This window comes from Acidovorax sp. Leaf73, assembly GCF_916855635.1.
In the GTDB taxonomy this organism is placed as follows: Bacteria; Pseudomonadota; Gammaproteobacteria; order Burkholderiales; family Burkholderiaceae_C; genus Acidovorax; species Acidovorax facilis.
Genome location: NZ_CAKASI010000004.1, coordinates 376,021 through 394,237, shown reverse-complemented (window position 1 = coordinate 394,237; position 18,217 = coordinate 376,021). Strand labels below are relative to the sequence as shown.

16 protein-coding genes are annotated in these 18,217 nt (G+C 65.2%); 3 read left to right on the top strand and 13 right to left on the bottom strand.

Annotated elements, in window-relative coordinates; translation table 11 throughout:
* Nucleotides 1–2 precede the first annotated feature (2 nt).
* Genes LPA35_RS15045 through LPA35_RS15025 form a run of 5 tightly spaced genes read right to left on the bottom strand, consistent with a single transcriptional unit; the run spans nt 3 to nt 6,597 of the window.
* Nucleotides 3–1,670 (bottom strand): AMP-binding protein, encoded by a 1,668-nt coding sequence (locus LPA35_RS15045; RefSeq protein WP_228897527.1) that lies wholly within the window; start codon nt 1,668–1,670, stop codon nt 3–5.
* A 4-nt stretch (nt 1,671–1,674) separates the two neighbouring features.
* Nucleotides 1,675–2,892, bottom strand: coding sequence for an acyl-CoA dehydrogenase family protein (locus tag LPA35_RS15040; RefSeq protein ID WP_228897526.1), 1,218 nt, complete (start codon nt 2,890–2,892; stop codon nt 1,675–1,677).
* A gap of 4 nt (nt 2,893–2,896) precedes the next feature.
* Entirely contained in the window at nt 2,897–3,751 is an 855-nt protein-coding gene (locus LPA35_RS15035; protein WP_055399996.1) for an enoyl-CoA hydratase family protein, read from the bottom strand.
* Nucleotides 3,748–4,239: a MarR family winged helix-turn-helix transcriptional regulator gene (locus LPA35_RS15030; RefSeq protein WP_228897525.1), complete on the bottom strand. Its 492-nt coding sequence runs from the start codon at nt 4,237–4,239 to the stop codon at nt 3,748–3,750. Before LPA35_RS15030 ends, LPA35_RS15035 begins: the two co-directional genes overlap by 4 nt.
* Before the next feature lie 6 nt (nt 4,240–4,245).
* Entirely contained in the window at nt 4,246–6,597 is a 2,352-nt protein-coding gene (locus LPA35_RS15025; RefSeq protein ID WP_228897524.1) for a bifunctional salicylyl-CoA 5-hydroxylase/oxidoreductase, read from the bottom strand.
* 113 nt (nt 6,598–6,710) lie between these two features.
* Between LPA35_RS15025 and LPA35_RS15020 the strand changes: the two genes are divergently transcribed.
* The 3 genes from LPA35_RS15020 (at nt 6,711) to LPA35_RS15010 (ending at nt 8,820) form a co-directional block, all read left to right on the top strand.
* Nucleotides 6,711–7,979, top strand: coding sequence for a class I SAM-dependent methyltransferase (locus LPA35_RS15020; protein ID WP_228897523.1), 1,269 nt, complete (start codon nt 6,711–6,713; stop codon nt 7,977–7,979).
* A 29-nt stretch (nt 7,980–8,008) separates the two neighbouring features.
* On the top strand, nt 8,009–8,332 hold the full coding sequence (locus LPA35_RS15015; protein ID WP_121422116.1) for a DUF1840 domain-containing protein: 324 nt from the start codon (nt 8,009–8,011) through the stop codon (nt 8,330–8,332).
* A 98-nt stretch (nt 8,333–8,430) separates the two neighbouring features.
* Complete coding sequence (locus LPA35_RS15010; RefSeq protein ID WP_218298979.1) at nt 8,431–8,820, top strand: nuclear transport factor 2 family protein; 390 nt, start codon at nt 8,431–8,433, stop codon at nt 8,818–8,820.
* 28 nt (nt 8,821–8,848) lie between these two features.
* Here LPA35_RS15010 and LPA35_RS15005 read toward each other — a convergent pair whose 3' ends face one another.
* The 8 genes from LPA35_RS15005 to LPA35_RS14970 form a co-directional block, all read right to left on the bottom strand.
* On the bottom strand, nt 8,849–9,877 hold the full coding sequence (locus LPA35_RS15005) for a tripartite tricarboxylate transporter substrate binding protein (RefSeq protein ID WP_176888129.1): 1,029 nt from the start codon (nt 9,875–9,877) through the stop codon (nt 8,849–8,851).
* Between the two features lie 181 nt (nt 9,878–10,058).
* A complete protein-coding gene (locus LPA35_RS15000) occupies nt 10,059–11,045 on the bottom strand; it encodes a tripartite tricarboxylate transporter substrate-binding protein (RefSeq protein WP_121422117.1) in 987 nt (328 codons plus the stop codon).
* Between the two features lie 412 nt (nt 11,046–11,457).
* The gene (locus LPA35_RS14995; protein ID WP_228897522.1) at nt 11,458–12,705 is read right to left on the bottom strand and encodes a phenylacetate--CoA ligase family protein; all 1,248 of its coding nucleotides are present in this window, start codon (nt 12,703–12,705) and stop codon (nt 11,458–11,460) included.
* 225 nt (nt 12,706–12,930) lie between these two features.
* Nucleotides 12,931–13,743, bottom strand: a complete 813-nt coding sequence (locus LPA35_RS14990; RefSeq protein ID WP_055400025.1) for an ABC transporter ATP-binding protein — start codon at nt 13,741–13,743, stop codon at nt 12,931–12,933.
* Between the two features lie 224 nt (nt 13,744–13,967).
* Nucleotides 13,968–15,296, bottom strand: a complete 1,329-nt coding sequence (locus LPA35_RS14985) for an ABC transporter substrate-binding protein (RefSeq protein WP_055400011.1) — start codon at nt 15,294–15,296, stop codon at nt 13,968–13,970.
* A gap of 52 nt (nt 15,297–15,348) precedes the next feature.
* A complete protein-coding gene (locus tag LPA35_RS14980) occupies nt 15,349–16,425 on the bottom strand; it encodes a branched-chain amino acid ABC transporter permease (RefSeq protein ID WP_055400013.1) in 1,077 nt (358 codons plus the stop codon).
* A 28-nt stretch (nt 16,426–16,453) separates the two neighbouring features.
* The gene (locus LPA35_RS14975; protein ID WP_055400015.1) at nt 16,454–17,383 is read right to left on the bottom strand and encodes a branched-chain amino acid ABC transporter permease; all 930 of its coding nucleotides are present in this window, start codon (nt 17,381–17,383) and stop codon (nt 16,454–16,456) included.
* A gap of 15 nt (nt 17,384–17,398) precedes the next feature.
* Complete coding sequence (locus LPA35_RS14970; RefSeq protein WP_055400027.1) at nt 17,399–18,184, bottom strand: ABC transporter ATP-binding protein; 786 nt, start codon at nt 18,182–18,184, stop codon at nt 17,399–17,401.
* Between the last annotated feature and the right edge of the window lie 33 nt (nt 18,185–18,217).

Here is an 18,217-nt window from a genome sequence, read left to right as displayed (position 1 = left end):
CGTCATGTTGTTTTTGTGGAAGTGGGCGATCCGGCGGAGGGTGATGCGGCCGCACCCTGGCGCAGCTTGAAGCGCTGCAGCTTGCCGGTTTCGGTGCGGGGCAGGGCCGTGACGAACTCCACCACGCGCGGGTATTTGAACGGGGCGATGGTGGCTTTCACATGGTCCTGCAGCGTCTTGACCATGGCGGCATCGCCCGTGTGGCCGGGCTTCAAGACGCAGATGGCTTTGACCACCATGCCGCGCTCCTCGTCGGGCACGCCGATCACGCCGCACTCGGCCACGGCCGGGTGGCGCAGCAGGGCGTCTTCCACCTCGGGGCCGCCCACGTTGTAGCCGGCGGTGATGATCATGTCGTCGTCGCGCGCCTGGTAGAAGAAGTACCCGTCGGCGTCCTGCGTGAACGCATCGCCCGGGTAGTTCCAGCCGTCCTTCACATACTTGGCCTGGCGCGGGTCGTCGAGGTACTTGCAGCCCGTGGGGCCGATCACCGCGAGCTTGCCCACTGTGCCGCGTGGCACCTCGTGGCCTTCGTCGTCCACCACCTTGGCGGTGTATCCGGGCACCACCTTGCCGATGGCGCCGCGTCGGCTCTCACCACCGGGCGAGGAAATGAAGATGTGGAACATTTCGGTGGCGCCAATGCCGTCCGTCATGTCCAGGCCGGTCGCCTCTTTCCACAGCTGGCGTGTGGCGTCCGGCAGGCCCTCGCCCGCGCTCACGCTGGTGCGCAGCTGGGGCAGGCCGATCTGTTTGGCGAACGGCGCCATCTGCCGGTAGAAGGTGGGGGCGGTGTAGCAGATGGTCACGCCCGCATCGCGCATCAGCCGCACCATGGTTTCGGGCGTGTAGGGCTGGTCGGGGAAGTACACGCTGGCCCCGGCCCACATCGGAAACACCAGCAAGCCGCCCAGGCCAAAGGTGAACGCCAGGGGTGGCGAGCCCGCCACGATGTCATCGGGCGTGGCCTTGAGTACATGGCGCGGCCAGGCCTCGCAGCCTGCCAGCACGTCGCGGTGGGTGTGCACGGCAGCTTTGGGCGCGCCGGTGGTGCCCGAGGTGAAGGCCATCAGCGCGATGTCGTCGGCCGACGTGGGGCAGGGCGGCGTTGTGCCGGGTTTGCCCTGCGCGCGCTGCAGCAGGTCGGCCGCATCTGGCGCTGTGTGGAAGGGCACGATGGTGGCGAGCACGGGGTGCTGCGTCTGCGCGGCTTGCAGCTCGGTCAGCAGGCGGCCGTCGCACAGCGCCAGCGTGGGTTGGGCGCGGTCGATGATGCTGCCCAGCTCGCCCGCGCGCAGCAGTGGCATGGTGGCCACCGCGATGAGCCCGGCATACACCGTGCCCAGCCACGCCAGCGCCATCTCCACCGTGTTGCCGCCGCGCAGCAGCACGCGGTTGCCGGGCACGAGGCCGTGGTCCTGCGTCAGTACCTCGGCAATGCGCGCGGCCTCGGTGCGGGCGTCGCGGTAGGTATACGTGCGGTGCGGGCCGCGCAACAGGGGGCGGTCGATGTGGCCCGCACGTTCGGCCTGGTCGAACAGCGCCTGCACCAGGTTGGCCTGGTTGGCGATCTGCAGTTCGGGCAGGTCGTAGCGCAGTGTGGGCCAAGCCTCGGGTGCAGGCAGGCGGTCGTGCACGAAATGGTCGGTCTGGGCGGAGGGGGCTTTCATGCGATTACTCCTGCAAAACGGCCTTGCCGATGATGAGCTGCTGCACTTCGGTGGCGCCTTCGTAAATGCGCAGCGAGCGGATGTCGCGGTACAGCGATTCGACCTTGCTGCCCACCTCCACGCCGCGCCCGCCGTGCAGCTGCAGCGCCATGTCGATCACCCGCTGGGCGTTTTCGGTGGCGGTCATCTTGGCCATGGCCGCTTCAGCCGTGACGCGCGTGCCGCCGCGCTTCTCGCCTTCATCGCGCAGCCAGGCCGCACGGTAGGTGAGCAGCGCGGCGCTGTCCACCAGCGCGGCCATCTCGCCGATCTTGGCCTGCGTGAGCTGAAAGTCCGCCAGCGTCTGGCCGAACATGCGGCGCTGGCGTGCGTGGTGCACGGCCTCGGCCAGTGCGCGGCGCGCCATGCCCAGTGCGGCGGCGGCCACCGATGCGCGGAAGATGTCGAGCGTGCGCATGGCCAGCTTGAAGCCGCCGTTCTCGTCGCCCAGCAGCGCGGTGGCAGGCACGGCGCATTGGTCGAACTGCAGCGTGGCCAGCGGGTGCGGCGCCATCACGTGGATGTGGCGCGAGGTGTCGAGCCCCGGCGTGTTTGCATCCACGATGAACGCGCTGATGCCGCGCGTGCCCCCGGCCGGGTCGGTCTTTGCGAACACGCAGTAGAAGTCGGCGATGCCGCCATTGCTGATCCAGGTTTTGGTTCCAGTCAGCGAATATGAGTCTTTTTGGCCGTTAGCGCTTGATGGATAAGCACTGATGGCTATAGTTTTCATAGCGCCAACGTCAGAGCCTGCTTCGGGCTCGCTCAGCGCAAACGCCGCGATCAGCTCGCCACGCGCCACGCCCTGCAGGTAGTGCGCCTGCTGCGCGGGGCTGCCCGCCAGCGTGATAGCACCGCTGCCCAGCCCCTGCATGGCAAACGCAAAGTCCGCCAGCGGCGAGTGATAAGCCAGAGTCTCGCGCAGCAGCACCAACGCGCGAGAGTCCAGCGAGGGCAGCGCGCCGCCGTGCGCGGCAGGCACGCAGTAGCGCAGCCAGCCGCCCGCGCCCAGGCGCCGCACCCAGTCGCGGCAGGCGGCGCGGTCGTCGGTTTCATCGACCTCTTGCGCGGCGGCCCAGGGCACCAGGCCTGCGGCCAGCGCGCGGTGGGCATCGTCGAAAAACGGCAGGGCCAGGTGCGCCGTCGAAGGTGGGCAAGGGGCGGGTGGCGTGGCTACGTGCATGTTGTTAGTCCCCTTGGAAAACGGGCTTCTGCTTGGCGGCGAACGCTTCGTAGGCGCGGCGGAAGTCTTCGGTCTGCATGCAGATGGCCTGGGCCTGCGCTTCGGCTTCGATGGCCTGTTCGATGGTCATGCTCCATTCCTGGCTGAGCATGGTCTTGGTCATGCCGTGGGCAAAGGTCGGGCCGTCGGCCAGCGCGCGCGCGGTGGCCTGGACGTTGGCCAGCAGGTCGGCGCTTTCGTACAAATCGTTGAAGAACCCCCAGGCCAGGCCTTCGTGCGCCGTCATCGCGCGGCCGGTGAACAGCAGCTCGCTCGCGCGGCCCTGGCCGATCATGCGGGGCAGCAGCGCACAGGCGCCCATGTCGGCCCCGGCCAGGCCCACGCGGGTGAACAAGAAGGCGGTCTTGGTGGCCTCGGTGCCGTAGCGCATGTCGCAGGCCAGCGCCATCATCGCGCCCGCACCGGCACAGATGCCGTCGATCGCGCCCAGCACGGGCTGCGGGCAGGCCCGCATGGCCTTGACCAGGTCGCCCGTCATGCGCGTGAACTCCAGCAGCTCGGGCATGGTCATGGTGGTCAGCGGGCCGATGATCTCGTGCACGTCGCCGCCCGAGCAGAAGTTGCCGCCCGCGCCGGTGACCACGATGGCCTTCACGTCGGTGGCAAAGCGCAGCGCATAGAAGAAGTCGCGCAGCTCGGCATAGCTCTGGAAGGTGAGCGGGTTCTTGCGGTCGGGCCGGTTGAGCGTGACGGTGCCCACACCATCGGTAAAGCTCCAGGCAAAGTGCTCGGCCACATAGCTGGCCTGCGGGTTGAACTGCTCGCGCATGGGGTTGCTCGCCCCGATGTAGTGCTTCATTCCGTTGTCTCCAAAGAATTGTTCTGTGTGTGTTCCTTCACCTTGCCCAGCAGGCGGTACAAGGTGGCGATGTCGCGCTCGCCCAGCGTGGCGAAGGCCTCGACGATCCATTGCTCGTGCTGGCGCGCCATGGTGTTGAACTGCTCGCGGCCTTGCGGCGTGAGGCGTACGAGGTAGGCGCGGCGGTCGCCCTCCACGTCCATGCGTTCCACCAGTCCTTCCGCCACGAGCTGGTCGGTGATGCCGGTGATGTTGCCGCTGGTCACCATCATGCGGCGCGAGAGTTCTTTCATCTTCATGCCATCGGGCGCACGCTCCAGCTGCGCCATCAGGTCAAAGCGCGGCAAGGTGGTGTCGAACTGCGCGCGCAAGTGGCTGCGCACCTGCTTTTCGATGAGCTGGGTGCAGGTGAGCAGGCGCAGCCACAGGCGCAGGGCCTCAGGGTGTTCGCTGGGGGCGGCGCCGTGCAGGCGGGCTTCGAGGTCCATGGTGGCTTACTCGATGGCTGCGGGTTTGCTGGATTCCTGCGCCGGTGCGGTCAGCGCGGCCATCTGCTTTTGCTTGGCAATCTCGCGCAGCATCTGGTCGCGGCCGCTGTGGTATTGCACAGGCCAGTCGGTGTGCGTTGCGGCCTGGGGGCTCAACTGCGCGGCGGCATGCAATGTCCAGGCCGGGTCGGCCAGGTGGGGGCGCGCAATGGCACACAGGTCGGCGCGGCCGGCCGCGACGATGCTGTTGGCATGGTCGGCTTCGGTGATAGCGCCCACGGCCATGGCGGCAATGCCCACCTCGTTGCGGATGCGGTCGGCAAACGGCGTCTGGTACATGCGGCCATACACCGGGCGCGAGTCGCGCGTGGTCTGGCCGGAGGACACGTCGATCAGGTCTGCGCCTGCCGCCTTGAACAAGCGCGCAATGGCGATGGCGTCGTCGGCAGTATTTCCGTCGGGGAGCCAGTCGTGGGCCGAGATACGCACGGAGAGCGGCTTGTCGGCCGGCCACACGGCGCGCAGCGCGGTCAGCACCTCCAGCGGGTAGCGGCAGCGGTTCTCCAGGCTGCCGCCGTATGCATCGGTACGCTGGTTGGTGGCGGGGCTCAAAAAGCTGGCCAGCAGGTAGCCGTGTGCGCAGTGCAGCTCCAGCCAGTCAAAGCCGCAGGCCACGGCGCGGCGGGCGCTGTCCACAAACGCGGCGGTCACGCGGTCCATGTCGGCGCGGGTCATGGCGGCAGGTGTCTGGTTCTGCGCGCCATAGGCGATGGGGCTGGCGGCCAGCAGGGGCCAGTTGCCCGCCTCCAGCGGTTCGTCCGTGCCTTCCCAGCCCACGCGGGTCGAGCCCTTGGGGCCGCTGTGGCCCAGCTGCAGGCCGATCCTGGCCGTGCTGCTGCCGTGCACAAAGTTGACGACGCGCGCAAAGGCGGCTTGCTGTGCGTCGTTCCACAGGCCGGGGCAGGCGGGGGTGATGCGGCCCTCGGGCGTGGGGCTGGTCATCTCCACCATCACCAGCGCTGCGCCGCCGAGGGCCCGGGCGCCCAGGTGCACCAGGTGGAAGTCCTGCGGCACGCCCTCGACTGCGCTGTAGGTGGCCATGGGCGAGACAACGATGCGGTTCTTGAGCGTGAGGCCTTTGAGCGTGAAGGGCGTGAGCATGGGCGGAATCGCGGCCTTGCCACCCGCGAGCCAAGCCTCATAGCCCTCCAGCCATGCGGCATCGCGCAGCCGCAGGTTCTCGTGGCTGATGCGCTGGCTGCGCGTGAGCAGCGAGTAGGTGAACTGCTCCACGGGCATGCCGACGTAGCGCGCCACGTTCTCAAACCACTCGGTGCTGTTGCGCGCGGCGTTCTGGATCTTCAGCACCTCCACGCTGCGGCGCGCTTCATAGTGCTGCAGCACCTCGTCAATCGGCAAACCCGTGGCGAATTCGTTGGCGAGGTCAATGGCGTCTTCGAGCGCGAGCTTGGTGCCGCTGCCAATCGAGAAATGTGCGGTGTGCGCCGCGTCACCCATCAGCACGATGGGCACCTGCTTGCCGCCGATGGTCTCGCGGTGCACCCAGGTGTTGCAGATCACGCGCGGGAAGCGGATCCAGTTGGCGGAGCCGCGCAGGTGCGTGGCGTTGCTGATGAGCGCGTTGCCGTCCAGGTATTTGGCAAACAGCTTTTCGCAGAATGCAATGGCCTCGGGCTGCTCCATTTGGTCGAGGCCGTGCGCCTTCCACACCGCTTCGGGTGTCTCGATGATGAAGGTGGAGGTGTCGGCATCGAACTGGTAGGCATGCGCCTGGAACCAGCCATGCTCAGTTTGCTCGAAAGCAAACGTAAAAGCATCCAGCTTTTTGTGCGTACCCAGCCAGACAAAACGGCACTCGCGCAGGTCGATATCGGGCTGGTAGGTGGTGGCGTAGCGGGTGCGGATGCGGCTGTTGAGGCCGTCGCTGGCGATCACCAGGTCGGCGTTGTACTGCACAGCCAGCGCCTGGTCGTCGGCCACGTCGGTCTCGAACACCAGCTCCACGCCTACCGCCAGGCACCGGTCCTGCAGGATGTTGAGCAGGCGCTTGCGGCCAATGCCGCAGAAGCCGTGGCCGGTGGAGCGCACGCTGCGCCCCTTGAAGAACACTTCGATGTCGTCCCAGTGGTTGAGCGCATCGCCGATGAGCGCGGCCGTGGGCGCGTCGGCCGTCTGCAGGTTGGCCAGCGTCTGGTCCGACAGCACCACCCCCCATCCGAAGGTGTCGAACGGCCGGTTGCGTTCGACCACCGTGACGCGGTGCGCGGGGTTTTGCTGCTTCATGAGCAGGGCGAAGTAGAGCCCGGCGGGCCCACCGCCAATGCAGAGGATGTTCATGCCAAAATAGTTTAGGCTTAAACAAAATGCTGTCAATGGGGCCTTCCCGGCGAAACCCCTGATGCCATCGCGGGGTGTTGACGCAGTGCAGCAAATTTCTCAAGATGCGCCGCATGAAGCACTTGCTGCACACCTTGGAGGGGCGGCTCGCGGCCTTGCCGGTGCCGATGGCCGTCCAGTTGCCTGCGGGCCAGCAACTGGGCGCGCCCGAGCCTGCTGTAACGCTGCGCTTTCGTGACCGCATGGCACTGGTGGCGCTGGCCACGGGCGAGATCGGCAATGTGGGGGCTGCCATCGTCGAGGGGCGCGTGGCGCTGGAAGGCGGCATGCGCGACCTGATGGCCGCCGCTGCGGGCCTGTTGACCCGCGACCCGGCCCGCGACCAGCACCACGGCTGGTGGCAGCGGGTGCTGGCACGCGCGCGGTCGATGGCGGTGCACACGCTGGCGCATGACGCGCGCCATGTGCAGTTCCATTACGACCTGTCGGACGACTTCTACGCGCTGTGGCTGGACCCGCGCCGCGTGTATTCGTGTGCGTACTACCGGTCCCCAGACCTGACGCTGGCCCAGGCGCAGGAGGCCAAGCTTGACCACATTTGCCGCAAGCTGCAGCTGCAACCGGGGGACCGGTTTCTGGACATTGGCGCGGGCTGGGGTGGCCTGCTGCTGTGGGCGGCCGAGCACTACGGTGTGGATGCCACAGGCATCACGCTGTCGCGCAACCAGCACGCCCATGTGCAGCGGCGCATTGAAGAGCGTGGGCTGCAGGGGCGCGTGCGCATGCAACTGGTGGATTACCGCGAGCTGCAGGTGGCGCAGCCCTTCGACAAGATCGCCTCGGTGGGCATGTTCGAGCATGTAGGCCGCGCGCAGATGCAGCGCTACTTTGAGACGGTGGCGCGCCTGCTGCGGCCCGGAGGGCTGGTGCTCAACCACGGCATCACAGCGGGGGGCGCAGACAACGCGCAACTGGGCGCGGGCATGGGTGACTTTATCGAGCAGTACATCTTCCCCGGCGGCGAGCTGTTGCATGTGAGCACGGTGCTGCACGACATGGCCCGCGCAGGCCTGGAGATGGTGGACACCGAGAACCTGCGCCCACACTATGCGCGTACGCTGTGGGCGTGGTCCGACGGGCTCGAAGCCCAATTGCCTGCGGCCCGTGAGGTGCTGGCCGCACAGGGTGGGGCGCAGCCGGGTGATAAGGTCTTGCGTGCGTACCGCCTGTATCTTGCGGGCAGTGCCCTGGGGTTTGAGCGCGGCTGGATGGCACTGCACCAGATGCTGGCCATCAAGCCTGACGGAGATGTGGCCACCGGGACCATGCCCGGCGCACAATCAGGCTATCCGTTCATTCGCGATTACATCTACCGCAGCTGAGTCTGCTTCTTCCACGAAAACGCTTCTCCATGCTCTACAAATTCAAATCCCGCGCCGCAGCCGATCTGATCATGCTGGAGCCGCAGGGCCGCCAGGTGGTGACCATCATGGGCAAGACACCCGGTGCCAGCGGCATCGTGACGGCCGCCCAGATCCCTGCCGCCATCGCTGCGCTGGAGTCCGCCGTGGCGTCCGAAGAGGCTCAGCAGGCGTCCGCAGACGCGGGTGGAGAGGACGAGGCCAGTGCGGAAGACCGCGCTGAGGCCGTGCGTCTGCGGCAGCGGGTGGCACCGCTGATCGACATGCTCAAGCGCAGTGCTGCGGCGGATGTGGACGTGGTCTGGGGCGTGTAGCGCCTCGTCTTTGAGCCAGTGGGTTGCGGGCAGCTTCGTTCGCGGCGCATCTTCACGGTAGCCCCCTGCAGGCTTCTTCTTTCTCGTGCAACCCTCCAATGACCCGCGACCTTTCTCCGCTGGCCGTCGTCCAGGCTCAGCTGGACGCCTACAACGCCAAGAACATCGACGCCCTGTTGGCGACCTACGCCGAAGACGCGCAGCAGTTTGTCCTCCACGGAGAACGGCTTGCGCAAGGGCATGCCGAGATGCGCCCGCGCTTTCTGGCGCGCTTTGCCGAGCCCGACCTGCATGCACGGCTGCTGTCGCGCACGGTGGTGGCGAATGTGGTGGTGGACTGCGAATTGATCACGCGCAATTTTCCCGAGGGCCTGGGGACGCTGGAGATGCTGTGCGTGTATGAAGTCTCGAACGGGCGCATCCAGCGCGCCTCGTTTGCCACGGGTGAAAAGCGCCTGCAGCACGCGCAGGCAGCCATCACGGGCTGACCCGCAGGCCCGTCACCACGGCAACAGGTCAGTCCACTTTCGCCCCCGACGCCTTCACCACCTGCGCCCACTTCTTGTGTTCGTTGTCGATGTGTTTGGCAAACTCGGCGGGTGTGTTGCCACCCGGAATAGCGCCTTGCGCCACCAGCCGTTCTTTCATCGCCGGGGTGGCCAGTGACTTGGCCACTTCCTGCTGGATGCGGTTCACGACCTCGGTCGGTGTACCGGCTGGTGCCAGCAGGCCGAACCAGGAGCTGGCCTCGTAGCCCTTGAGGGCCGGGCCTCCGGCCTGCTCCACTGTGGGAACGTCGGGCAGGGCGCTGGAGCGTTCTGAACTGGTCACGGCCAGGGCCGTGAGCTTGCCCGCTTTGATCTGCGCCATCGACGAAGGCAGGTTGTCAAACATCACGTCGGCGTTGCCCGCCACCATGTCCATGAGCGCGGGGCCGGAACCCCGATAAGGCAAGTGCAGCATGAAGGTGCCCGTCATGCTCTTGAACAGCTCGCCTGCCAGATGGATCGATGTGCCGTTGCCGCTGGAGGCCATGTTCATCTTGCCGGGGTTGGCCTTGGCGACGCGGATGAAATCCTGCACGTTGGCGATGCCCTGGGCCTTGGCCTTGTCGGCATTCATCACCATCACATTGGGCACCGCAGCCACCAGCGTGACGGGGACAAAGTCCTTGATGGGGTCGTAGGGCAGCTTCGCGTACAGCGCGCGGTTGATGCCGTGCGTGCCCACGGTGCCCATCAGCAGCGTGTAGCCGTCCCCCGGCGACTTGGCGACGATGTCGGCGCCTACATTGCCGCCAGCACCGGCGCGGTTGTCCACAATGAACTGCTGGCCAAACGCGCGCGAGAGTTCGGGCGCCATGGCGCGCGCCAGGATGTCGGTGGTGCCACCGGGGGCAAAGGGCACCACGATGCGCACGGGCTTGGTGGGCCAGGTGCTGGCTTGTTGTTGGCCGTGCGCAAGGGGCAGCAGGGCAGCGCAACCCAGGGCGGCGCAGGCCAGTGCCGCAACGGTGCGGCGGCGTGGATGGGGGCGTGTTGTCATGGCGGGGGCGTCCTTTCGCAGGTGTTTCGTATGCATGCAAAGCTTTTTACGCGGCACGGCGCGATCCGTGCAGATGGATTACCCCAAGGTGGTGGTGCCGAGCTCAATGGCAGGCACAAAAAAGCCGCCTCGGCCAAGGCCGAGGCGGCTATTCCATCAATGGCTGGAAGGGAAAAATTGATCAGTCTGCGTAGGTGCCTGCAGCCTTGATCACAGCGCCCCACTTGTCGATTTCGGCCTGTACAAACTTCTTGTGCTCGGCGGGTTCCATGCGCTTGTCGGTGACGACCACCGCGCCCAGGCCTTCTTGTTTCTTGATGAACTCGGGGTCCTTCAGTGCAAGCTTGAGGGCTTCGTTGATCTTGGTCACGACGGGAGCTGGCGTGCCCTTGGGCGCGTACAGGCCGTGCCAGATGCTGACGTTGAAGTCCTTCAGGCCCGACTCCGCCAGGGTGGGCAGGTCCTTCAGAGCCGGGGTGGTCAGGCGCTTGGGCGTGGTCACGGCGTAGGCCTTGACCTTCTTGCCTTCGATCTGTGGCGTGGTGTTCGTGGTCTGGTCGCACAGCAGGTCGATCTGGCCGCCAATCAGGTCGGTGATGGCGGGGGCCGTGCCCTTGTACGGCACGGGGGTCATGTCCACCTGCATGGCGCTCTGGAACATCAGGCCACACAGGTGCGACGCTGCGCCCAGGCCGGCATTGCCCAGGTTGATCTTGCCCTTGTTCTGCTGGATCCAGGCGGTGAGTTCCTTGAAGTTGTTCGCAGGCATGGTGGGCCGAGCGATCAGCGTCATAGGCACATCGTTGACCATGCCCAGGTATTCAAAGTCGTTGGGCACGCTGAACGACAGCTTGCGGTACAGCGCGGGCATGGTGGACATGCCAATGTGGTTGAGCAGCAGCGTGTAGCCGTCCGGTGCGGCGCGGGCTACGCGGGCTGCACCGATGGAGCTGCCGGCGCCGGCCGTGTTGTCCACCACCACAGTAGCACCCAGGGGCTTGCGCAGTGCTTCGGCCAGGTCGCGCGCCACGCGGTCGGTAGGGCCGCCCGCAGCAAAGGGAACCACGATGGTGATGGTCTTGTCCTTGGCGGGATAGTCTTGGGCACTGGCGCCAAAAGCGGTGGCTGCGGCCGCAGCGATCAATGCAAGTTTCAGCGTTGTTTTCATGGGTCTCTCCTGTGAATGACGGGCCATGATAGCGAGGGGGGTTTGCGGGAACATTGCGGATATTACGTAGCACACAGGGGGCATGGTCTTTAACAAAAAGACGTCTGTAGCGCTTGTCTATAAAGCGCTGAATGCTACAAAATAAGGAGCAATGCTAGGGTAAACACTGCGGCATGCCACCGCGCAAAGCGGGCACTTTTTGCGCTGACGCAAACCTTTGGGCGGAGCGGGAAGGGCACGCGTCTGCGCATTGACAGCACGCCCATGCCCCTCATCACCGAGACAGGCACGATCCGATGCCAGCGCCACCGTGGAACGCTTTGCCAGGCCACGGGCGGCGTTTCCGTTGGGGATAGAGGAGCTGCAGCCCCTGGCAGCTGCGGCTAGGCGCCGCAGGGCGCCATGGCGGAGGCTACTTATAGCTCCGCGCGTCCTCAATCACCTTGCCATCGTTGGGCAGCGTGCCAGGGGCCACCATCTGCACGTCGCCCCGCAGCTTGGTCACTTCGCGGATCGCGTCCGAGAGCTGGTGTGCCAGGCCCTCGGCGGTCTCCACGGTTTCCACCTGCAGCACCATCTGGTCGTTGGCCATCTCGCCGCTGACCACCAGGCGTGCGCGCAGCACCTGCGGAAAACGCTGTGCAATCGTGGCCACCTGGCCGGGGTGCACGAACATGCCGCGGACCTTGGTGGTCTGGTCGGCCCGGCCCATCCAGCCCTTGATGCGGGTGTTGGTGCGGCCCGTGGGGCACTGCCCTGGCAGCACGGCCGACAGATCACCCGTGCCAAAGCGGATCAGCGGGTAGTCGGGGTTGAGCGTGGTCACCACCAGCTCGCCCACCTCGCCCTCGGGCACCGGGTCGCCCGTGCCGGGACGCACGATCTCGACGATCACACCTTCATCGAGCACCAGGCCTTCGCGGGCCGAGGTCTCGTAGGCAATCAGCCCCAGGTCGGCCGTGGCGTAGCACTGGTAGCCCGCGATGCCGCGCTCGGCAAACCACTCGCGCAGTGAGGGCGGAAAGGCCTCGCCCGACACCAGCGCCTTGGTCACCGTGGGCAGCGTTACACCCATCTCGGCGGCTTTTTCGACAATGATCTTGAGAAAGCTGGGCGTGCCGATGTAGCCCGCAGGTTGCAGTTCGGCCATGGCCTGCACCTGCTGCTCGGTCTGCCCCGTGCCGCCTGCAAACACCGTGCAGCCCAGAGCGTGTGCGCCGGTTTCCATCATCGAGCCCGCGGGCACGAAGTGGTAGCTGAAGCTGTTGTGGATCAGCTCACCGGGCCGAAAGCCTGCGGAGTGGATGGCGCGCGCCATGCGCCAGTAGTCGCGCCGCGTGCCTTCGGGTTCGTAGATGGTGCCGGGGCTGGCAAACACACGCGGCATGGCCGCGCCAAAACCCAGCGCGCTGAAGCCACCAAACACGTTGGTGGCGCGGCCTGCCTGCTGGCGCTCCAGCAACTCGTACTTGCGCGTGACGGGCAGCTTTGCCAGGGCCGCGCGGCCGGTGATGGTGGTTGCATCCACGCCAGCCAGGATGCCGGCAAATGCGGGCGATGTCTTCTGGGCATGGGCGATCTGCTGCGGCAGCGCAGCCATCAGCGCCGCTTCGCGCTCGGCGGGGCTGCGCGTTTCCAGGGCGTCATAAAACGTGCTCATGCCTGGGGTTCCTTGTGAGGTGGTTTGAAGTGAAATTGGCCTCTGGCGCTCATCCATAAAGCGCAAGCAGCTATGAAATTGAGAGTGAATTTGTCCGAGGTCCGAAAATGAGCACTGCGCTGGCCGCCCGCGATGCCCCACCAGCGCACCCGTGGAACTGGCTTTGCCAGGCCACCGGGTGCGTCCCCCTGAGGGGGATGGCGCGTCAGCGCCTCAGGGGGCTCCCTAAGCAAGCCAGCGCTTGCGCCGCTTGTAGCTTTTGACATCCTTGAAACTCTTGCGCTCGCCGCCGCCCACGCCCAGGTAGAACTCCTTGACGTCCTCGTTGTTGGCCAGGTCGCTCGCTGCGCCGTCCATCACCACGCGGCCGCTTTCCATGATGTAGCCGTAGTCGGAATACTTGAGCGCCATGTTGGTGTTCTGCTCGGCCAGCAGGAAGGTGACCTTTTCTTTGGTGTTCAGGTCCTTCACGATGTTGAACACCTCCTCCACGATCTGCGGCGCCAGGCCCATCGAGGGCTCGTCCAGCAGCACCATGCTGGGGTTGGCCATGAGCGCGCGGCCGATGGCGCACATCTGCTGCTCGCCACCCGAGGTGTAGGCGGCCTGCGAGGTGCGGCGCGTCTTGAGGCGCGGAAAGTAGTTGTAGACCTTCTCCAGGTTGGCTGCGATCTCGGCCTTGCTGGTACGGGTGTAGCTGCCCGTCATCAGGTTCTCTTCAATCGTCAGGTGGGCAAAACAGTGGCGCCCCTCCATCACCTGCACCACGCCACGCTGCACCAGGTCCGCGGGCGAGAGGTTTTCGATGCGCTCGCCGCGCAGCTCGATGGAACCCTTGGTGACCTCGCCCCGCTCGCCCTGCAGCAGGTTGGAGATGGCGCGCAGCGTGGTCGTCTTGCCCGCCCCGTTCCCCCCCAGGATGGCCACGATGGAGCCCTGCGGCACCTGCAGTGACACGCCCTTGAGCACCAGGATCACGTGGTTGTAGATGACCTCGATGCCGTTGACGTTGAGAACGATATTGCTGTTGGAGTCCATGGTGTTGCCTTCCTGTACCAATCCAAAGAGCTGTTGCACAACCCTTTGGATTGGCGGCTGCCAGAAAGCAGCCGTTACGTCACTGGCCCTTGAAACGGTCGCAGCCTGAAATACCAGTGCCACCGCGCAAGGGCCGCCCCGCCGTGCTGGTGGCGTCCCCCTTCCCGCAGCGCGAAGCGCTAAGAGAGAAGGGGGAAGCGGCAAAGCCGCCCAGGGGGATCTGCTTAGCTCTGGCAGTCCGCAGCGTCGCGGCGCGTCATCTTCTTGTCGGCCAGGTACTTGTCCGCACCGGCCTTGACCATGGGCTTCAAGATCTGCTCATCGGCCTGGTACCAGTCGGACGAGAAGTTCCACTTGCTGCCATCCCAGGTGTGGACGCGCGCCCAGGTGGATCCCATGTGGTCAGCGCAGCTGGTGGACAGCGGACGCATCACGCCGCCAAAGCCCAGCGCATCGAGCTTCTTCTGGTCCAGGGCCAGGTTTTCCATGCCCCAGCGCACTTGTTCGCCGGTCATGACCTTGCCCTTGCCAAAACGCTCCTGTGCGCGGCGCACCGATTCGACGGCCAGCATCTGGATGATCACGCCGCGCGTGTACAGCACCGAGCCCACTTCGTCCTTGGGACCCGTGCCCTGGCCCTTGTCATGCACGTTCTTCAGAATGTCCTGGATCACCTTGGGCTGCTGGCCCGAGGTATTCAGTGCCAGCGCGTTGTAGCCCTTGGCACCTTCGCCCACGTCACGCACATCGGGCTCGGCACCAGCCCACCACACGCCGTACATCTTGTCGCGGGGGTAGCCGGTGGCCTGGGCTTCCTTGAGGGCGGTGGAGTTCATCACGCCCCAGCCCCACAGCAGCACGTAGTCGGGGCGGCTCTGGCGCACTTGCAGCCAGGTGGCCTTCTGCTCCACGCCGGGCGCGGTCACGGGCAGCATCTGCAGCTCAAAGCCGTGCATCTTGGCGCGTTCTTGCAGCAGCGGGATGGGTTCCTTGCCAAACGGGCTGTCGTGGTACACCAGCGCAATCTTCTTGCCCTTGAGCTTGTCCAGACCGCCGTTGGCCTTGCCAATGTGCTGGATCAGGATGTCGGCGCCGGTCCAGTAGCTGCCCATGAACGGGAAGTTCCACTTGAACGCCTGGCCGTCCTGCGCCACCGACAGGCCGTAGCCCAGCGTCATCAGCGGAATCTTGTCCACAGGGGCTTTTTCGGTCAGTGCAAACGTGATGCCGGTGGCCTGGGGGTCGAACAGCGACACGCCGGGGCGGCTCTTGAGGCGCTCGTAGCATTCGACGCCACGGTCGGTGGCGTAGCCCGTTTCACATTCTTCAAAAGTCAGCTTCACACCGTTGATGCCGCCGTCGCGGGCGTTGATCATCTTGATGTAGTCCTGCTTGCCGTTGGCCCATGGCACACCGTTGGGTGCGTAGGGGCCTGTGCGGTAAGACAGCAGCGGGAAGAACTGCTCCTTGGCTTGTGCGAGGGCGCTCGTCGCAACGGACGAGGCACCGGCAGCAACCACCGCAGCGGCGATCACGAGTTTCGAAAGCTTCATGGATGTCTCCTTTGGATGAATGTGTTGAAGCACTGGGAAAACTGGCAGGGGATCAATGGGGGAAGGGCCAGAGGCGGAGTTTTTGTTTGGCGGTGGACCACAGCTTGGCCAGGCCATGGGGCTCCACGATGAGGAACCACACGATCAGAGCGCCGAAGATCATCAGCTCGGCATGCGAGACACCGGCGGTGGACACCTCGATGCCAAAGATCCCCATGAAGGCCGGCAGGAACTGGTTGAGCACGATGGGCAGCACCACGATGAAGGCCGCACCAAAGAAGCCACCCATGATCGAGCCGAGACCGCCGATGATCACCATGAACAGCAGGCGGAACGAAATTTCCACCGAGAAGGCCGCAGGCTCCCACGCGCCCAGGTGCACAAAGGCCCACAGCGCGCCGGCCATGCCCACGATGAACGAGCTGACCGCAAACGCGCTGAGCTTGGCGTACATGGGGCGGATGCCGATCACGGCCGCAGCCACGTCCATGTCACGGATGGCCATCCACTCACGCCCGATGGCGCCGCGCACCAGGTTCTTGGCCAGCAGGGCCACCACCACCAGGATGGCTAGGCAGAAGATGTACTTGCTGGTGGCGCTTTCGATCGGCATGCCCAGCACCTGCAGGTTGGTGACCGACACCGAGCCCGAGTCGGAGTTGTTGGTAAACCACTTGATGCGCAGGAACATCCAGTCGCTGAAGAACTGCGCGGCCAGCGTCGCCACGGCCAGGTACAGCCCCTTGACGCGCAGGCTGGGCAGCCCGAACAGGATGCCGAAGAACGTGGCGCACAGCCCGCCCAGGATCAGTGCCGGGATCAGCGGCATGCCGGGGAAACGCACGAAGAAGTTGTAGGCCCCGTAGGCGCCCACGGCCATGAAGGCACCCGAGCCCAGCGAGATCTGTCCGCAGTAGCCCACCAGAATGTTCACCCCCAGGGCCGCCAGCGCCATGATGACGAAGGGGATCAGGATGGCACGGAAGATGTAGTCGCTGGCCAGCATGGGCACGGCGATGAAGGCAATGGCCAGGATGATGCCGATGGCAATGCGGTCCTGCGCGATCGGAAAGATCTGCTGGTCAGCGCGGTAGCTCGTCTTGAACTGGCCGTTTTCGCGGTAGAGCATGGAAGTCTCCTGTTCTTGTTGTTATGGGTTACACGCGGTCGATGATCTTTTCTCCGAACAAACCTTGCGGTCTGAACAGGAGGAACACCAGCGCCAGCACATACGCAAACCAGATCTCGATGCCTCCGCCCACGAACGGGCCCAGGTACACCTCGGAGAGCTTCTCGCCCACGCCGATGATCAGGCCGCCGATGATGGCGCCGGGCACTGAGGTGAGGCCGCCCAGGATCACCACCGGCAGCGCACGCAGGGCCACCGTGGTGAGCGAGAACTGCACCCCGAGCTTGCTGCCCCAGATCATCCCGGCCACCAGGGCCACCACACCTGCCACGCACCACACGATCACCCAGATGCGGTTCAAAGGGATGCCGATGGATTGGGCCGCCTGGTGGTCGTCGGCCACGGCGCGCAGTGCGCGGCCGGTAGAGGTTTTCTGAAAGAACACCGACAGCAGGGCCACCAGCGCGGCGGCAATGGCCGCAGCAATCACGTCTTCCTTGTTGATCAGGATGCCGCCCTGGAACACCGTGTCGAACGCAAAAATGGGCTCCTTGGGCATGCCCACGTCGATTTTGTAGATGTCGCTACCAAACAGCGTCTGGCCCAGGCCTTCAAGAAAGTACGTGATGCCCAATGTGGCCATCAGCAGCGTGGCACCTTCCTGGTTGACCAGGTGGCGCAGCACCAGCTTTTCAATCAGCCAGGCCACCACGAACATGATGGCGCCCGCAATCACGAAGGCGGCCAGGTTGGCCACGATGGGGTTGTCGATGCCGGTCCACTTGGGGATCCATTCGGCAAAGCGGGCCATGGCCAGCGCTGCAAACAGCACCATCGCGCCCTGCGCGAAGTTGAACACGCCCGAAGCCTTGTAGATCAGCACAAAGCCCAGCGCCACCAGCGAATACAGCATGCCGGCCATGAGGCCGCCGATGAGGGTTTCCAAAAAGAATGCCATGAGTTGTTCTCCCGATCAGTGGCTTGTGCCCAGATAGGCACTGATCACGTCTTCGTTGTTGCGCACTTCGTCGGGGCTGCCGTCGCCGATCTTCTTGCCGTAGTCGAGCACCACCACGCGGTCGCTGATGTCCATCACCACGCCCATGTCGTGCTCGATGAGCACGATGGTCGTGCCGAACTCGTCGTTCACATCGAGGATGAAGCGGCACATGTCCTGCTTTTCTTCCACGTTCATGCCGGCCATGGGCTCGTCCAGCAGCAGCACCTGCGGCTCCATGGCCAGGGCGCGGCCCAGGTCCACGCGCTTTTGCAGGCCATAGGGCAGCTGGCCCACGGGCGTCTTGCGAAACGCCTGGATTTCCAGGAAGTCGATGATGTGCTCGACGTACTCGCGGTGGCGGATCTCCTCGCGCTCGGCCGGGCCGATACGCAGCGCCTGCATCAGCAGGTTGCTTTTGATCTTGAGGTTGCGGCCGGTCATGATGTTGTCGATCACGCTCATGCCCTTGAACAGCGCCAGGTTCTGGAATGTGCGCGCCACGCCCATCTCGGCCACCTGGCGCGAGTTCATGTGCGAGAACGTCTTGCCCCGGAAGGTGATCGAGCCGTCCTGCGGGGTGTACACGCCGTTGATGCAGTTGAGCATGGAGCTTTTGCCCGCGCCGTTGGGGCCGATGATGGCGCGGATCTCGTGCTCTTTCACGTTGAACGAGATGTCGGTCAGCGCCTTCACGCCGCCAAACCGCAGGCTGATGTTCTTGACGTCCAGGATGACGTCGCCGATCTTCTTTTTGGTCATGGTGGGGTGTTGCTGCTCGGGCGGGTAGAGAGC

Excerpts from the sequence above, each read along its gene's own strand:
- LPA35_RS15045 (WP_228897527.1), bottom strand. The coding sequence starts at position 1,670 with ATGAAAGCCCCCTCCGCCCAGACCGACCATTTCGTGCACGACCGCCTG.
- LPA35_RS15040 (WP_228897526.1), bottom strand. The coding sequence starts at position 2,892 with ATGCACGTAGCCACGCCACCCGCCCCTTGCCCACCTTCGACGGCGCAC.
- LPA35_RS15035 (WP_055399996.1), bottom strand. The coding sequence starts at position 3,751 with ATGAAGCACTACATCGGGGCGAGCAACCCCATGCGCGAGCAGTTCAAC.
- LPA35_RS15030 (WP_228897525.1), bottom strand. The coding sequence starts at position 4,239 with ATGGACCTCGAAGCCCGCCTGCACGGCGCCGCCCCCAGCGAACACCCT.
- LPA35_RS15025 (WP_228897524.1), bottom strand. The coding sequence starts at position 6,597 with ATGAACATCCTCTGCATTGGCGGTGGGCCCGCCGGGCTCTACTTCGCC.
- LPA35_RS15020 (WP_228897523.1), top strand. The coding sequence starts at position 6,711 with ATGAAGCACTTGCTGCACACCTTGGAGGGGCGGCTCGCGGCCTTGCCG.
- LPA35_RS15015 (WP_121422116.1), top strand. The coding sequence starts at position 8,009 with ATGCTCTACAAATTCAAATCCCGCGCCGCAGCCGATCTGATCATGCTG.
- LPA35_RS15010 (WP_218298979.1), top strand. The coding sequence starts at position 8,431 with ATGACCCGCGACCTTTCTCCGCTGGCCGTCGTCCAGGCTCAGCTGGAC.
- LPA35_RS15005 (WP_176888129.1), bottom strand. The coding sequence starts at position 9,877 with ATGACAACACGCCCCCATCCACGCCGCCGCACCGTTGCGGCACTGGCC.
- LPA35_RS15000 (WP_121422117.1), bottom strand. The coding sequence starts at position 11,045 with ATGAAAACAACGCTGAAACTTGCATTGATCGCTGCGGCCGCAGCCACC.
- LPA35_RS14995 (WP_228897522.1), bottom strand. The coding sequence starts at position 12,705 with ATGAGCACGTTTTATGACGCCCTGGAAACGCGCAGCCCCGCCGAGCGC.
- LPA35_RS14990 (WP_055400025.1), bottom strand. The coding sequence starts at position 13,743 with ATGGACTCCAACAGCAATATCGTTCTCAACGTCAACGGCATCGAGGTC.
- LPA35_RS14985 (WP_055400011.1), bottom strand. The coding sequence starts at position 15,296 with ATGAAGCTTTCGAAACTCGTGATCGCCGCTGCGGTGGTTGCTGCCGGT.
- LPA35_RS14980 (WP_055400013.1), bottom strand. The coding sequence starts at position 16,425 with ATGCTCTACCGCGAAAACGGCCAGTTCAAGACGAGCTACCGCGCTGAC.
- LPA35_RS14975 (WP_055400015.1), bottom strand. The coding sequence starts at position 17,383 with ATGGCATTCTTTTTGGAAACCCTCATCGGCGGCCTCATGGCCGGCATG.
- LPA35_RS14970 (WP_055400027.1), bottom strand. The coding sequence starts at position 18,184 with ATGACCAAAAAGAAGATCGGCGACGTCATCCTGGACGTCAAGAACATC.